The sequence below is a fragment of the Pseudomonas putida W15Oct28 genome (genome assembly GCF_000708715.2).
Classification (GTDB): Bacteria; Pseudomonadota; Gammaproteobacteria; order Pseudomonadales; family Pseudomonadaceae; genus Aquipseudomonas; species Aquipseudomonas putida_R.
This window is the reverse complement of sequence record NZ_JENB01000011.1, coordinates 1-14,586: the sequence shown is the minus strand read 5'-3', so window position 1 is coordinate 14,586 and position 14,586 is coordinate 1. Positions and strand designations below refer to the sequence as shown.

Genomic DNA, 14,586 nt, shown 5'->3' with positions numbered 1-14,586 from the left:
ACTTTGAAAAGCTGTCCATTGATTGGGGGCTATCAAGCCCATAGACACCCTAGACGAGCTTGCCAGGTGCCGAAATCCCCGTTTCCCTTTATTATGTGTGCTCAGTTTTCAACCGAACGCACAGTGACTGCCTGACCTTATGGCCATCTTGAACATTCTCGAATTCCCGGACCCGCGCCTGCGCACTATCGCCAAACCGGTGACGGAGTTCGACGACGCCCTGCGTCAGCTGATCGACGACATGTTTGAAACCATGTACGAAGCCCCTGGTATCGGCCTGGCCGCCACCCAGGTCAACGTGCACCTGCAGGTCGTGGTCATGGACCTCAGCGAAGACCGCAGCGAGCCGCGCGTCTTCATCAACCCCACGGTCGAAGAACTGACCCACGACATGGGCCAGTATCAAGAAGGGTGCTTGTCGGTGCCCGGCTTCTACGAGAACGTCGACCGCCCACTGCGTGTACGGGTCAAGGCCCAGGACCGCGACGGCAAGCCGTACGAACTGGAATGCGAAGGCCTGCTGGCGGTGTGCGTGCAGCACGAATTCGATCACCTCAACGGCAAGCTGTTCGTTGACTACCTGTCGCAGCTCAAACGCGACCGGATCAAGAAGAAGCTGGAAAAGCAGCACCGCCAGCAAGCCTGATCCCCACCTTCCAGAAGGCTTGCTCCGGCAAGCCTTTTTCTATTTTGAAGCGAGAACTCCATGCGCATCGTCTTTGCAGGCACTCCAGAGTTTGCCGCCGAACACCTCAAGGCCCTGCTCGACAGCCCTTACGAGATCGTGGCCGTCTACACCCAGCCCGACCGCCCGGCCGGCCGTGGCCAGAAGCTGATGCCAAGTGCGGTCAAGGCACTGGCCGTGGCCCATGACATCCCGGTGTTCCAGCCGCAGACCCTGCGCAATGCCGATGCCCAGGCCGAACTGGCCGCGCTCCAACCAGACCTGATGGTGGTGGTCGCCTACGGCCTGATCCTGCCGCAGGTGGTGCTGGATATCCCGCGCCTGGGCTGCATCAACAGCCACGCCTCCCTGCTGCCACGCTGGCGCGGTGCGGCGCCGATCCAGCGCGCGGTGGAAGCCGGCGACGCCGAGAGCGGCGTGACCGTGATGCGCATGGAAGCTGGCCTGGACACCGGCCCGATGCTGCTGAAAGTAGTCACCCCGATCAGCGCCGACGACACCGGCGGCACCTTGCACGACCGCCTGGCCGAAATGGGCCCGCCCGCAGTCATTCAGGCCATCGCCGGCCTGGCCGACGGTTCGCTGCAAGGTGAAGTGCAGGACGATGCCCTGGCCACCTACGCACACAAGCTGAACAAGGACGAGGCGCGCATCGACTGGAGCCGCCCGGCTGTTGAACTGGAGCGCCTGATACGCGCCTTCAACCCGTGGCCGGTGTGCCACAGCACCCTCGATGGCGAAAGCGTGAAGGTGCTGGCCGCCAACTTGTCCACAGGCAAGGGCGCCCCTGGCGAAATCCTGTCGGCCAGCAAGGACGGCCTGGTCGTTGCCTGCGGTGATCAGGCGCTTAGCCTGACCCGCCTGCAACTGCCCGGCGGCAAGGCGCTGAACTTCAGTGACCTGTTCAACAGCCGCCGCGAGAAGTTCGCCGCCGGCAAGGTGCTGGGCCAATGAACCCACGTCTCGCCGCCGCCCGTGCCCTTGCCGCTGTACTCAGTGGCAAGGCCTCGCTGAACAGCTCGCTGCCGGCACAACTGGACAAGGTCGATGAACGCGACCGTGGCCTGACCCAGGACCTGGCGTTCGGTACCGCACGCTGGCAGCCGCGCCTCGACCTGCTCGCCGCGCAACTGCTGCAGAAGCCGTTCAAGGCCGCCGATGCCGATGTACAGGCGCTGCTGCTGGTCGGCCTGTACCAGCTGTTCTACACCCGCATTCCGGCCCACGCAGCCATCGGCGAAACCGTGGGCTGCGCCGACAAGCTGAAGAAGCCGTGGGCCAAGGGCCTGCTCAATGCCGTGCTGCGCCGTGCCCAGCGCGAAGGCGAGGAACTGCTCGCCGGCATGGAGCGCGACCCGGTGGTACGCACCGCCCACCCGCGCTGGCTGCAGAAGGCGCTGAAAGCTTTCTGGCCAGAGCAATGGGAAGCCATCTGCGCCGCCAACAACGCGCACCCGCCGATGATTTTGCGGGTCAACCGCCGTCACCACAGCCGCGATGCCTACCTGGCACTGCTGGCCGAAGCCGGTATTGGCGCCAGCGCCTGCCAGTACAGCCGTGACGGCATCGTGCTGGCCGAGGCCTGCGACGTGCGCGGCCTGCCAGGCTTCGCCGAAGGCTGGGTGAGCGTACAGGACGAAGCCGCGCAGTTGTCCGCCGACCTGCTCGAACTGGCCCCCGGCCAGCGCGTGCTGGACGCCTGTTGCGCCCCGGGTGGCAAGACCTGCCACTTGCTGGAGGCCGAAGCCGGGCTGGCGCAGATGGTGGCCATCGACCTCGAAGCCAAGCGCCTGACCCGCGTGCGCGAAAACCTCGACCGCCTGCAGCTGGACGCCGAGCTGATCGCCTGCGATGCCCGCGATACCGCCAGCTGGTGGGACGGCAAGCCGTTCCAGCGCATCCTGCTTGATGCGCCGTGTTCGGCCACCGGCGTGATCCGCCGCCACCCGGACATCAAGCTGACCCGCCAGGCCGACGACATCCCGGCCCTGGCAACGCTGCAAGGCGAGCTGCTCGACGCCCTGTGGCCGACCCTGGAAGTAGGCGGCATGCTGCTGTACGCCACCTGCTCCAGCCTGCCGACCGAGAACACCGAAGTGGTAGGCGCGTTCCTTGCCCGCACCCCGGGCGCCCGTGAGCTGGACCTGGCCACCGAGGCTGGCCTGCGCCAGCCCCACGGCCGCCAGTTGCTGGCTCAGGAAGGCGGCCACGACGGCTTCTACTATGCCAAGCTGATCAAGATCGCCGCCTCACGCGGATAAGCACAAACGGTAGGGAGTAGCGGATGAAGATCATCATCCTCGGTGCAGGGCAGGTAGGCGGTACGCTGGCAGAGCACTTGGCCAGCGAAGCCAACGACATCACCGTGGTCGACACCGATGGCGAGCGCTTGCGCGACCTCGGTGACCGCCTGGACATCCGTACCGTGCAAGGCCGCGGCTCGCTGCCGACGGTGCTGCGCCAGGCCGGTGCCGACGACGCCGACATGCTGGTGGCAGTGACCAACAGCGACGAAACCAACATGGTCGCCTGCCAGGTGGCCTATTCGCTGTTCCACACCCCCACCAAAATCGCCCGGGTGCGCGAGTCGGCCTACCTTACCCGCGAAGAGCTGTTCCACAACGACCATATCCCGGTGGATGTGCTGATCAGCCCCGAGCAGGTGGTGACCAACTACATCAAGCGCCTGATCGAGCACCCGGGCTCGCTACAGGTGATCGACTTCGCCGAAGGCAAGGCCCAGCTGGTGGCGGTGAAGGCCTACTACGGCGGCCCGCTGGTCGGCCAGCAACTGCGCCAGATCCGCGCGCACATGCCCAACGTCGACACCCGCGTGGCGGCCATCTTCCGCCGCGACCGGCCGATCACCCCACGTGGCGACACCGTGATCGAGGCTGACGATGAAGTGTTCTTCATCGCCGCCAAGAAGGACATTCGCGCCGTGATGGGCGAACTTCGCCGCATCGACGAGACCAACAAGCGCATTGTCATCGCCGGCGGCGGGCAGATCGGCGAACGCCTGGCCGAAGCCATCGAGAGCCGCTACCAGGTGAAGATCATCGAGATGAACCCGGCCCGCTGCCGGCACCTCTCCGATACCCTGGAAAGCACGGTGGTGCTGCAGGGCAGCGCCTCGGACAAGGACCTGATGCTCGAAGAGAACATCGCCGACGCCGACATTTTCCTGGCCCTGACCAACGACGACGAAGCCAACATCATGTCGTCGCTGCTGGCCAAGCGCCTGGGCGCGGGCAAGGTGATGACCATCATCAACAACCCGGCTTATGTCGACCTGGTGCAGGGCGGTGATATCGACATCGCCATCAGCCCGCAGCTGGCCACCATCGGCACCCTGCTGGCGCACGTGCGCCGAGGCGACATCGTCAGCGTGCACTCGCTGCGCCGCGGCGCGGCCGAGGCAATCGAAGCCGTGGCACACGGGGACGCGAAGTCGAGCAAGGTGGTTGGCAAGGCCATCGAAGACATCGCCCTGCCGCCGGGTACCACTATCGGCGCGATCATCCGTGACGAAGAAGTGATGATTGCCCACGACGACACCGTGATCGAGTCGGGTGACCATGTGATCCTGTTCGTTGTGGATAAAAAACAAATTCGGGATGTGGAGAAGCTGTTCCACGTCGGCTTGAGTTTCTTCTAGGAGAAGAGGGCATGCGCGAATCGCTGGAGAAGATGCTGGCCAAGGGTGTGGATAACCCGCTGCTGAGGTTTGGCTTGGGCAAGGCCTGGCTGGATGAAGGCAACGGCGCTGAAGCGGCGGTGCACCTGGCTCGGTGCGTGGAGCAGGATCCGAAGTACTCGGCGGCGTGGAAGCTGCTGGGCAAGGCGCATCAGTTGCAGGGTGACCTGGCGGCGGCGCGCAAGGCATGGGAAGACGGGATCGTGGCGGCGCAGGCCCATGGCGACAAGCAGGCCGAGAAAGAGATGGCAGTTTTTCTCAAGAAATTGAACAAAGCTTGAGATTGCCGGGGCTGCTTTGCAGCCCATCGCAGGCAAGCCAGCTCCCACAAAGACTGAGCAGGCTCATGGATTGTGTGCAAAACCCTTGGCTTTCTCAGGTTGAAGCATAACCTGAGGCCGGCACGGTCAATGTGGGAGCTGGCTTGCCTGCGAAAGGGGCGCAAAGCGCCCCCAAAAATCTCAATACCAGCGCGGCTCGCCAGCCGGGCGCTTCTTGAAGCGCTTCATGCTCCACATGTACTGGCTCGGGTACTCGCGCACATAGCGCTCGACCACCTTGCTCATCGCTGCCGCCGACTCGGTCACGTCGGTGCTGTACATCGCCTCCGGCGCTGCTTCCAGAATCACCCGAAAGCCCGAACCATCCGGCAGCCGCAGCGCATGCAGGAACACCCCCACCGCCTTGCCACCGGCCAACATGTTCGGCACGAACTTGCTGGTCAGCGCCTGGGTGCCCAGGAACGGCACAAACACCCCTGCCGATTCCGACGGCTCCGGGTCGGCGGGGATGCCCACCTGGCCACCGCGGCGTACTTCCTTGATCACGCTGAGAATGCCTTCCTTGGTCGAAGGCGCCACGCGGTTGCCCATCTGCACGCGCTGCTCGCGCAACAGGTCATCCACAGCTTTAAGCTTCGGCGGGCGGTAGAAGATGATCGGTTTGCACTGGTTGCAATAGAAGTGGTTCAGCACTTCCCAGTTGCCCAGGTGGCTGGTGATGCCCACCACGCCCTTGCCCGAGGCCAGGGCCTGCTCCAGCACTTCCAGGCCGTGCACTTCCTTGACCAGCTCCAGCGAACGCTGCGGCGGCCAGATCCAGGCACAGGCACTTTCGACAAAGGATTTGCCGATATCCCGCAGCGCCTGGCCAACCAGTTGCTCACGGGCAACCGGGTCCATCTCCGGGAAACACTTGGCCAGGTTGATCCGCACCACGTTGCGCGAACCGTTGGGGACTTTCCACATCAGCCAGCCAATACCCGCGCCGACGCGCTGCACAGCGCCCCAGGGCAGCTTGGCAAACAGGCGCAGCACCCCGACCATCAGGGCGCCCTTGAACTTTTCCACAGGCGAATTCCTTATTTCAGCAAGGCGCGCATTGTAACCCCTCAGCGCAACAAGGCGGCGTAGCGATCGCAATCGGTGGTGTGGTCCATGACCATGCCAGTGGCCTGCATGAAGGCGTAGCAGATGGTCGGCCCAACGAAGGTGAAGCCCGCTTTCTGCAGGGCCTTGCTCATGGCCTTGGCTTCATCGGTAACCGCCGGCACATCGCTGCGGCCTGTGAAATGGTTGACCTTCGGCGTACCGCCGACGAACGACCACAACCATTCGGCCGGGTTATCCACAGCCAGCCAGGCCTGGGCATTGCGCCGGGCAGCCTTGAGCTTGAGGCGGTTGCGGATGATGCCGGCATCCTGCATCAGTGCTTCGATGCGTTCGTCGCTCATGGCGGCCAGCTGTACCGGGTCGAAGCCGTACATCACCTGGCGATAACGCTCGCGTTTGCGCAAAACGGTTATCCACGAAAGCCCGGCCTGGAACCCTTCGAGCAAAAGCATCTCGAAGAGCAACGCCGGGTCACGCTGTGGCGTTCCCCATTCCTGGTCGTGGTAGGCCTGGTACAACGGATCGTCGGTACACCAAAAGCAGCGTGGCATAAGGCTCCAATGAGTAGAGGGCGAGGCGAATCAGGTTATACTCCCGCTCTTTACATCCGCATCCCCAGATACAGGTGAATTTCGTGAGCCAGCCTACGCCAGCCGTGCGTACCTTCCAAGACCTGATCCTCGCCCTGCAGAACTACTGGGCAGCTCAAGGTTGTGTGGTGCTTCAGCCCTACGATATGGAAGTAGGCGCCGGCACTTTCCATACCGCCACGTTCCTGCGCGCCGTCGGCCCAGAAACCTGGAACGCCGCCTATGTGCAGCCTAGCCGTCGCCCTGCCGACGGGCGGTATGGCGAAAACCCAAACCGCCTGCAGCACTACTACCAGTTCCAGGTGGTGCTCAAGCCAAACCCGGCCAACTTCCAGGAGCTGTACCTCGGCTCGCTGAAAGCCATCGGCCTGGACCCGCTGGTCCACGACATCCGCTTCGTCGAAGACAACTGGGAATCGCCGACCCTCGGCGCCTGGGGTCTGGGCTGGGAAATCTGGCTGAACGGCATGGAAGTCACCCAGTTCACCTACTTCCAGCAGGTAGGCGGTATCGAGTGCTACCCGGTCACCGGTGAAATCACCTACGGCCTGGAGCGCCTGGCCATGTACATCCAGGGCGTCGATTCGGTGTACGACCTGGTGTGGGCCGACGGCCCGTTCGGCAAGGTCACCTACGGCGACGTGTTCCACCAGAACGAGGTGGAGCAGTCGACCTACAACTTCGAACACGCCAACGTCGAAAAACTGTTCGAGCTGTTCGACTTCTACGAAAGCGAAGCCAACCGCCTGATCAAGCTGGACCTGCCGTTGCCGACCTACGAAATGGTCCTGAAGGCCTCGCACACCTTCAACCTGCTGGACGCGCGCCGCGCCATCTCGGTAACCGAGCGCCAGCGTTACATCCTGCGAGTACGTACCCTGGCCCGGGACGTGGCGCAAAGCTATCTGCAAGCCCGCGCGCGCATGGGCTTCCCGATGGCCACCCCTGAACTGCGTGACGAAGTGTTGGCTAAGCTGGAGGCTGCACAATGAGTGCTCAAGATTTCCTGGTAGAACTGGGCACCGAAGAGCTGCCACCCAAAGCCCTGGCCACCCTCGGCGACGCCTTCCTGGCCGGCATCGAGAAAGGCCTGCAGGCCGCTGGCCTGAACTACACCGCCAAGCAGGTGTACGCCGCGCCGCGCCGCCTGGCCGTGCTGATCCGCCAGCTGGACGTGCAGCAGCCTGACCGCAGCATCAATATCGACGGCCCGCCCCTGCAGGCTGCTTTCAAAGACGGCGAGCCGACCCAGGCTGCCTTGGGCTTCGCCAAGAAGTGTGGCGTGGAGCTGGCCGAAATCGACCAGAGCGGCCCCAAGCTGCGCTTCTCCCAGCACATCCCGGGCAAGTCCACCATTGGCCTGCTGCCAACCATCGTCGAAGATTCGCTCAACGACCTGCCGATTCCCAAGCGCATGCGCTGGGCGGCCAGCCGTGAAGAGTTCGTGCGCCCGACCCAATGGCTGGTGATGCTGCTGGGCGACCAAGTGGTCGACTGCACCATCCTGTCGCAGCAAGCCGGCCGTGAATCCCGTGGCCACCGCTTCCACCACCCGGAAAACGTCGTCATCACCACCCCGGCCAACTACGTCGAAGACCTGCGCAAAGCCTACGTGCTGGCCGACTTCGCCGAGCGCCGCGAGCTGATCAGCAAGCGTACCGCCGAGCTGGCCATGCAGCAGGAAGGCACCGCCATCGTGCCACCTGCGCTGCTGGATGAAGTGACCGCCCTGGTCGAGTGGCCGGTGCCGCTGGTGTGCTCGTTCGAGGAGCGTTTCCTCGAGGTGCCGCAGGAAGCCCTGATCACCACCATGCAGGACAACCAGAAGTACTTCTGCCTGCTGGACAGCGAAGGCAAGCTGCTGCCGCGCTTCATCACCGTGGCCAACGTCGAAAGCCGCGACCCGAAGCAGATCGTGCAAGGCAACGAGAAGGTCGTGCGCCCACGCCTGACCGACGCCGAGTTCTTCTTCAAGCAGGACAAGAAGCAGCCGCTGGAAACCTTCAACGAGCGCCTGAAAAACGTGGTGTTCCAGGCTCAGCTGGGCACTGTGTACGACAAGGCCGAGCGTGTTTCCAAACTGGCTGCGTTCATTGCCCCGCTGATCGGCGGCGACGCCCAGCGCGCCGGCCGTGCCGGCTTGCTGTCCAAGTGCGACCTGGCCACCGAGATGGTCGGCGAGTTCCCTGAAATGCAGGGTGTTGCCGGTTACTACTACGCGCTCAACGACGGTGAGCCGCAAGACGTCGCCCTGGCCCTGAACGAGCAGTACATGCCGCGCGGTGCTGGCGCCGAGCTGCCGCAGACCCTCACCGGTGCTGCCGTGGCCATCGCCGACAAACTCGACACCCTGGTTGGCATCTTCGGCATCGGCATGCTGCCCACCGGTAGCAAGGACCCGTACGCCCTGCGCCGTGCCGCCCTGGGCGTGCTGCGCATCCTGATCGAGAAGCAGCTGGACCTGAACCTGACCGGTGCGGTCGAGTTCGCCGTCAAGCAGTTCGGTGCCAAGGTCAAGGCCGCCGGCCTGGCCGAGCAGGTACTGGAGTTCATCTTCGACCGCCTGCGTGCGCGTTACGAAGACGAAGGCATCGATGTAGCCACCTACCTGTCGGTGCGTGCCCTGCAGCCAGGCTCCGCCCTGGACTTCGACCAGCGTGTGCAGGCCGTGCAGGCCTTCCGCAAGCTGCCGGAAGCCGAAGCCCTGGCCGCGGTGAACAAGCGTGTATCGAACCTGCTGAGCAAGGCCGAAGGCGCCATCGCCGAACAGGTCGAGCCGAAGTACTTCGACAACGCCAACGAGTTCTCCCTGTACTCGGCCATCCAGCAAGCCGACCAGGCTGTGCAACCGATGGCTGCTGCACGCCAGTACAGTGAATCGCTGGCCCGCCTGGCGGCCCTGCGTGACCCGGTCGACGCCTTCTTCGAGGCGGTGATGGTCAACGCTGAAGACGCCAAGGTACGCGCCAACCGTTATGCCCTGCTCAGCCGCCTGCGCGGCCTGTTCCTGGGCGTGGCCGACATTTCGCTGCTGGGGTAAGCCTTGAAACTGCTGATTCTCGACCGTGACGGGGTCATCAACCATGACTCCGACGCCTACATCAAGACGCTGGAAGAATGGGTGCCGATCCCTGGCTCGGTCGAGGCCATCGCGCAGTTGAGCAAAGCGGGCTGGACGGTGGCCGTGGCCACCAACCAGTCCGGCATTGCCCGTGGCTACTACACGCTGGCAACCCTGGAGGCCATGCACGCACGCCTGCGCGCGCTGGTCGCGGAGCAGGGGGGCGAGGTGGGCCATATCGTGTATTGCCCGCACGGGCCGGACGAAGGCTGCGTTTGCCGCAAGCCAAAGCCCGGCATGCTGGTAGCGATCGCCGAGCATTACCGGGTCGCCCTGCACGGCGTCTGGTTCGTCGGCGACAGCAAAGGTGACCTGGAGGCCGCCCTGGCCGTCGGTGCACAACCCGTGTTGGTAAAAACCGGCAAGGGCGAGCGGACCCTGGAAAAAGGTGTCCCTGAAACTACACTGATTTTCGACGATCTGGCAGCTATCGCCAGAGAACTAATTTAAACGGTGCGCCTTCGGGCGCATTTTTCTCAGGCGGGCATGCCCCGCAATGGTACAAGCCACTATGTCGATCCTGCAGGCGATCAGAATCTTTCTTTTTTACCTGCTGCTGGGCACCAGTTCGCTGCTGTGGTGCTCGCTGAGCTTCTTCATCGCGCCGTTCCTGTCGTTCCCCAAGCGCTACAGGTTCATCAACGTGTACTGGTGTCGCTGCGCGCTGTTCCTGGTGCGCACCATTCTCGGCATCGACTACAAGGTCACCGGCGCCGAGAACGTGCCGAATGAGCCCTGCGTGATCCTGTCCAACCACCAGAGCACCTGGGAAACCTTCTTCCTTTCCCAGTACTTTTCGCCGCTGAGCCAGGTGCTCAAGCGCGAGCTGCTGTACGTACCGTTCTTTGGTTGGGCCATGGCCATGCTGCGGCCGATCGCGATCAACCGCGACAACCCGAAGGAAGCGTTGCGCCAGGTGGCGAGCAAAGGCGACGAGCTGCTCAAGCAGAAGACGTGGGTGCTGATCTTCCCTGAAGGCACCCGCGTGCCGTTCGGCACCGTGGGCAAGTTCTCCCGCGGCGGTACTGCACTGGCCGTGAATGCCGGGCTGCCGGTGCTGCCGATTGCCCACAATGCCGGCAAGTTCTGGCCTAAGACCGGTTGGGGCAAGCGTGCCGGTACCATCGAGGTGGTGATTGGCGAGCCGATGTACGCCAATGGCACCGGGCCACGTGCCATCGCCGAACTCAACGACCGCGCTGCGGCGTGGAACGAAGCGACCCAACGGGCCCTGGGTTCGCTGCCGCCAGCCGATGAAAAAACCCAACAGCAGACGGCTTGAACATCTGTGGATAACTTGTGAGCAGTTTTTCGATCAAATGCTTGAAGTGATCGCTAAGTGGTTGAATTAGCTGTTTATTTCTACGTGTGACATTTTTCTTAAAATCGTGCATAAGTTTTTTCGTGGCATAAAAAAACCGGCTTTTACAGCCGGTTTTTTTGTGCCCTGTGAACAGCATCAGACCTTGTCGAGATCCACGTCTTTGGTCTCTTTAAGGCAGAAAATCCCCACCACCAAACTGATCCCGGTCACCAGCACCGGGTACCACAGCCCGTAGAAGATATCCCCGGTATACACCACCAGCGCGAACGACACGGTTGGCAGGAAGCCGCCGAACCAGCCATTACCAATATGGTAGGGCAGGGACATCGAGGTGTAGCGGATACGGGTGGGGAACAGTTCAACCATCACGGCTGCCAGCGGGCCATAGGTCATGGTCGCGATCAGGATCATCGCCACGATCAGCACCACCACCATCACTTGATTGACCTGCCCCGGGTCGGCCTTGGCCGGGTAGCCAGCCTGCTCTACTGCGGTGCGCATGGCCGCTTCGTCGAAGCCATTGATGGCCTTTTCACCAATGTTGACCACCACATCACTGCCGGCCACGTTTACCGAGCTGTACGGCAGGCCCTGCTTGACCAGGAACGTCTTGACCTTGTCGCACGGGCTGTCGAAACGCGCCTTGCCCACCGGGTCGAACTGGAAGGTGCAGCTTTGCGGGTCGGCGGTGACCACGATCGGCGCCTGCCGGCTGGCGGCATCGATCTGAGGGTTGGCGTAGTGGCTCAGCGCCTTGAACAGCGGGAAATACAGCACCGTGGCCAGCAGCAGGCCGAGCATCAGGATCGGCTTGCGGCCGATGCGGTCCGACAGCCAGCCGAAGAACACGAAGAACGGTGCACCGATCACCACACTGATGATCAGCAGGGTGTTGGCCTGGGCCGGGTCCATCTTCAGCATCTGGGTCATGAAGAACAGCACGTAGAACTGCGCCGTGTAGAAGGTCACGGCTTGCCCGGCGTTGATGCTGAACAGCGCGGTAAGCACCACTTTCAGGTTCGGCCAGGAGGTGAACGACTCACGGATCGGCGACTTGCTGACCTTGCCCTGGGCCTTCATTTTCACGAAGGCCGGCGACTCGTGCATGCTCATGCGGATCCAGGTGGAGATGGCCAGCAGCACGATCGACAGCAGGAACGGCAAGCGCCAGCCCCAGGTTTCGAACTGGTCGCCACTGATGTAGCGGCTGCCCAGCACCACCAGCAGCGACAGCAACAGGCCAAGGGTGGCGGTGGACTGGATGAACCCGGTGTAGAAGCCCCGTTTGCCTTGGGGTGCATGTTCGGCCACATAGGTGGCAGCACCGCCGTACTCACCGCCCAGCGCCAGCCCCTGCAGCATGCGCAGGATCACCAGGATGATCGGTGCGGCAATGCCGATGCTGGCATAAGTGGGCAACAACCCCACGGCGAAGGTGGACAGGCCCATGAGCACGATGGTGACCAGGAAGGTGTACTTGCGCCCGATCATGTCGCCCAGGCGGCCGAACACCAATGCACCGAACGGCCGCACCAGGAAGCCGGCGGCAAAGGCCATGAGGGCGAAGATGAAGGCGGTGGTGTCGTTCACCCCAGCAAAGAACTGCTTGCTGATGACCGCTGCCAACGCGCCATAGAGAAAAAAGTCATACCACTCGAAAACCGTCCCGAGGGATGACGCGAAAATGATCTTGCGTTCTTCACGGCGGCTGGAGCTGCTGGCCGCCGCACCCTGTTCCTGGATGTAATCCGACATCGTTGCTGTCCTCGGCCCGCAGGCCACAGTGATTATTCTTTTTGTTCCACTGTCGGCGGCTTCTGACCGCGAGCCGCCGGTGTTGCACGCACCCGGGTCAGGGGGTCGGTATCGCGTCTTCGTTCAAGTAGGTCTGGGTAGCAGCTCCTTTGAGGATCAGTTGCGCCGCCTTCTCGGCGATCATCAGGGTCGGTGAACAGGTATTGCCGGAGGTGATCTGCGGCATGATCGAGGCATCGGCCACGCGTAAACCGGGGATGCCGTGCACGCGCAGCTGGTTATCCACAACGTCCAGGGCACCGCTGCCCATGCGGCAAGTACCCACCGGGTGGAAGATGGTGGTGCCAATCTTGCCGGCTGCCTCGAACAGGTCTTGCTCGGTTTGCAGAGCTGGGCCTGGCAGGTATTCCTTGGGGTCGAACGCTGCAAGGGCAGGGGCCTGCACGATGCGCCGGGTGAGGCGGATGGCATCGGCGGCCACGCGCAGGTCCTGAGGGTCGCTAAGGTAGTTGGGGTCGATCAGCGGCGTGCTGTTCATGTCAGTGCTACAGATATCGATACGCCCGCGGCTGGCCGGGCGCAGGTTGCACACCGATGCGGTAAAGGCCGGGAACGGGTGCAGCGGCTCACCGAAGCGCTCCAGTGACAGCGGCTGTACGTGATACTGCAGGTTGGCGGTGGCCTGCTCCGGGCTCGAACGCACGAACGCGCCCAGCTGGCTCGGCGCCATGGCCAACGGGCCGCTGCGGTCATAAAGGTAGCGCAGGCCCATGCCCATCTTGCCCCAGAGGCTGTTGGCCATCTGGTTCAAGGTGCGGGTGTTGCGGATCTGGTAGATCAGGCGCAGTTGCAGGTGGTCCTGAAGGTTGCCGCCCACGCCCGGCATATCGTGGCGTACACCAATGCCCAAGCTTTCCAGCAGCTGGCGCGGGCCGATGCCGGAGCGCTGCAGAATAGCGGGTGAACCGACGGCGCCGGCGCACAGGATGATCTCGCGACGTGACGCAAACTCGTGCCAGGCGCCTTGCCAAAATGCTTTCACGGCCCGCGCCCGGGTGTTGTTGAGCAGTACCTGGTCAACCTGAACGCCTGTCAGCACGGTGAGGTTGGCGCGGTGCTTTATCGGCCGCAGAAAGGCTTTGGAGGCGTTCCAGCGCACGCCGCTGCGCTGGTTGACCTGAAAGTATCCACAGCCCTGGTTGTCGCCGGTGTTGAAGTCGTCGATTTTAGCGATGCCGCTTTGCTCGGCGGCATCACGGAAAGCATCGAGGATCGGCCAGCTGTAACGCTGGCGCTCGACCCGCCATTCGCCTTCACCGCCGTGGTGCTCGCTGGCGCCGGCGAAGTGGTTTTCGCTGGCCTTGAACAACGGCAGCACGTCCTTCCAGGCCCAGCCGTCATTGCCTTGCTCGGCCCAGCGGTCATAGTCCGCCGCCTGGCCACGCATGTAGATCATGCCGTTGATCGAAGAACAGCCACCGAGCACCTTGCCGCGCGGGTAGCCCAGGGCGCGACCACCAAGGCCTGGCTGGGCCTCGGTCTTGAAGCACCAGTCGGTGCGCGGATTGCCGATGCAATAGAGATAGCCGACGGGAATGTGAATCCAGGGATAGTTGTCGCGGCCACCCGCTTCCAGCAGCAGTACGCGGCAGGAAGGGTCGGCGGACAAACGATTGGCCAGCAGGCAACCGGCAGGACCGGCCCCTACGACCACGTAGTCGAAGACAGAATCGGCTGATGGCATGTGCAACCTCGCGCCCGTTTTTTATTCTTGTCCCGATCCATCTTAGTGCGTAATTTCGTGGGTGAAACACGAGATTTCGCGCAGCCGCTGTGCGTTTTAGCACAGCGACCATCACTGCAACGGCGGGCTCCTGTAGGAGCGGCCTTGAACTGGCCTAATGATCCCGGACACCTCTTAAGGGCGATATGATTCGCCCAATCAGGAGGTTCCATGCAAGAACGAAAGACCTATACCCGTGAGTTCAAGCAACGTGCTGCAAGCATGGTTCTTGATGATAAC

Annotated in this window: 13 protein-coding genes; 9 read left to right on the top strand and 4 right to left on the bottom strand. The window is 62.9% G+C overall.

Going from position 1 to position 14,586, the window contains the following annotated elements; genetic code table 11:
• Positions 1–139 precede the first annotated feature (139 nt).
• The 5 genes from def to AK81_RS09545 are packed head-to-tail and all read left to right on the top strand — an operon-like array spanning position 140 to position 4,663.
• On the top strand, positions 140–646 hold the full coding sequence (gene def, locus AK81_RS09565; RefSeq protein ID WP_016497369.1) for a peptide deformylase: 507 nt from the start codon (positions 140–142) through the stop codon (positions 644–646).
• A gap of 60 nt (positions 647–706) precedes the next feature.
• Positions 707–1,639, top strand: a complete 933-nt coding sequence (fmt, locus tag AK81_RS09560; RefSeq protein ID WP_043198573.1) for a methionyl-tRNA formyltransferase — start codon at positions 707–709, stop codon at positions 1,637–1,639.
• Positions 1,636–2,946 carry a 16S rRNA (cytosine(967)-C(5))-methyltransferase RsmB gene (rsmB, locus tag AK81_RS09555; protein ID WP_019473743.1) on the top strand — a complete coding sequence of 437 codons (1,311 nt, stop codon included), beginning with the start codon at positions 1,636–1,638 and terminating at the stop codon, positions 2,944–2,946. The genes fmt and rsmB overlap by 4 nt, the downstream gene beginning before the upstream one ends.
• 23 nt (positions 2,947–2,969) lie before the next feature.
• The gene (trkA, locus tag AK81_RS09550) at positions 2,970–4,343 is read left to right on the top strand and encodes a Trk system potassium transporter TrkA (RefSeq protein ID WP_043198571.1); all 1,374 of its coding nucleotides are present in this window, start codon (positions 2,970–2,972) and stop codon (positions 4,341–4,343) included.
• A gap of 11 nt (positions 4,344–4,354) precedes the next feature.
• Positions 4,355–4,663: a tetratricopeptide repeat protein gene (locus tag AK81_RS09545; protein ID WP_043198569.1), complete on the top strand. Its 309-nt coding sequence runs from the start codon at positions 4,355–4,357 to the stop codon at positions 4,661–4,663.
• Positions 4,664–4,843: 180 nt separating this feature from the next.
• Here AK81_RS09545 and AK81_RS09540 read toward each other — a convergent pair whose 3' ends face one another.
• Both AK81_RS09540 and AK81_RS09535 read right to left on the bottom strand, forming a co-directional pair.
• On the bottom strand, positions 4,844–5,731 hold the full coding sequence (locus tag AK81_RS09540) for a lysophospholipid acyltransferase (RefSeq protein WP_043198568.1): 888 nt from the start codon (positions 5,729–5,731) through the stop codon (positions 4,844–4,846).
• 41 nt (positions 5,732–5,772) lie between these two features.
• Positions 5,773–6,324 (bottom strand): DNA-3-methyladenine glycosylase I, encoded by a 552-nt coding sequence (locus AK81_RS09535; protein ID WP_043198567.1) that lies wholly within the window; start codon positions 6,322–6,324, stop codon positions 5,773–5,775.
• Between the two features lie 83 nt (positions 6,325–6,407).
• Here AK81_RS09535 and glyQ point away from each other — a divergent pair, with 83 nt between their 5' ends.
• Genes glyQ through AK81_RS09515 form a run of 4 tightly spaced genes read left to right on the top strand, consistent with a single transcriptional unit; the run spans position 6,408 to position 10,766 of the window.
• On the top strand, positions 6,408–7,355 hold the full coding sequence (glyQ, locus tag AK81_RS09530; RefSeq protein ID WP_043198565.1) for a glycine--tRNA ligase subunit alpha: 948 nt from the start codon (positions 6,408–6,410) through the stop codon (positions 7,353–7,355).
• Complete coding sequence (glyS, locus tag AK81_RS09525; RefSeq protein ID WP_043198563.1) at positions 7,352–9,403, top strand: glycine--tRNA ligase subunit beta; 2,052 nt, start codon at positions 7,352–7,354, stop codon at positions 9,401–9,403. Before glyQ ends, glyS begins: the two co-directional genes overlap by 4 nt.
• Before the next feature lie 3 nt (positions 9,404–9,406).
• The gene (gene gmhB / locus AK81_RS09520; RefSeq protein ID WP_043198562.1) at positions 9,407–9,934 is read left to right on the top strand and encodes a D-glycero-beta-D-manno-heptose 1,7-bisphosphate 7-phosphatase; all 528 of its coding nucleotides are present in this window, start codon (positions 9,407–9,409) and stop codon (positions 9,932–9,934) included.
• Between the two features lie 46 nt (positions 9,935–9,980).
• The gene (locus AK81_RS09515; protein WP_043198561.1) at positions 9,981–10,766 is read left to right on the top strand and encodes a lysophospholipid acyltransferase family protein; all 786 of its coding nucleotides are present in this window, start codon (positions 9,981–9,983) and stop codon (positions 10,764–10,766) included.
• Between the two features lie 177 nt (positions 10,767–10,943).
• On the opposite strand, the gene AK81_RS09510 is transcribed toward AK81_RS09515, so the two are convergent.
• Both AK81_RS09510 and AK81_RS09505 read right to left on the bottom strand, forming a co-directional pair.
• The gene (locus AK81_RS09510; protein ID WP_043198560.1) at positions 10,944–12,563 is read right to left on the bottom strand and encodes an MFS transporter; all 1,620 of its coding nucleotides are present in this window, start codon (positions 12,561–12,563) and stop codon (positions 10,944–10,946) included.
• A gap of 97 nt (positions 12,564–12,660) precedes the next feature.
• The gene (locus AK81_RS09505; RefSeq protein ID WP_043198558.1) at positions 12,661–14,307 is read right to left on the bottom strand and encodes a GMC family oxidoreductase; all 1,647 of its coding nucleotides are present in this window, start codon (positions 14,305–14,307) and stop codon (positions 12,661–12,663) included.
• Between the last annotated feature and the right edge of the window lie 279 nt (positions 14,308–14,586).

Coding starts and splice junctions, on each gene's coding strand:
- def (WP_016497369.1), top strand. CDS start 140: ATGGCCATCTTGAACATTCTCGAATTCCCGGACCCGCGCCTGCGCACT.
- fmt (WP_043198573.1), top strand. CDS start 707: ATGCGCATCGTCTTTGCAGGCACTCCAGAGTTTGCCGCCGAACACCTC.
- rsmB (WP_019473743.1), top strand. CDS start 1,636: ATGAACCCACGTCTCGCCGCCGCCCGTGCCCTTGCCGCTGTACTCAGT.
- trkA (WP_043198571.1), top strand. CDS start 2,970: ATGAAGATCATCATCCTCGGTGCAGGGCAGGTAGGCGGTACGCTGGCA.
- AK81_RS09545 (WP_043198569.1), top strand. CDS start 4,355: ATGCGCGAATCGCTGGAGAAGATGCTGGCCAAGGGTGTGGATAACCCG.
- AK81_RS09535 (WP_043198567.1), bottom strand. CDS start 6,324: ATGCCACGCTGCTTTTGGTGTACCGACGATCCGTTGTACCAGGCCTAC.
- glyS (WP_043198563.1), top strand. CDS start 7,352: ATGAGTGCTCAAGATTTCCTGGTAGAACTGGGCACCGAAGAGCTGCCA.
- AK81_RS09515 (WP_043198561.1), top strand. CDS start 9,981: ATGGTACAAGCCACTATGTCGATCCTGCAGGCGATCAGAATCTTTCTT.
- AK81_RS09510 (WP_043198560.1), bottom strand. CDS start 12,563: ATGTCGGATTACATCCAGGAACAGGGTGCGGCGGCCAGCAGCTCCAGC.
- AK81_RS09505 (WP_043198558.1), bottom strand. CDS start 14,307: ATGCCATCAGCCGATTCTGTCTTCGACTACGTGGTCGTAGGGGCCGGT.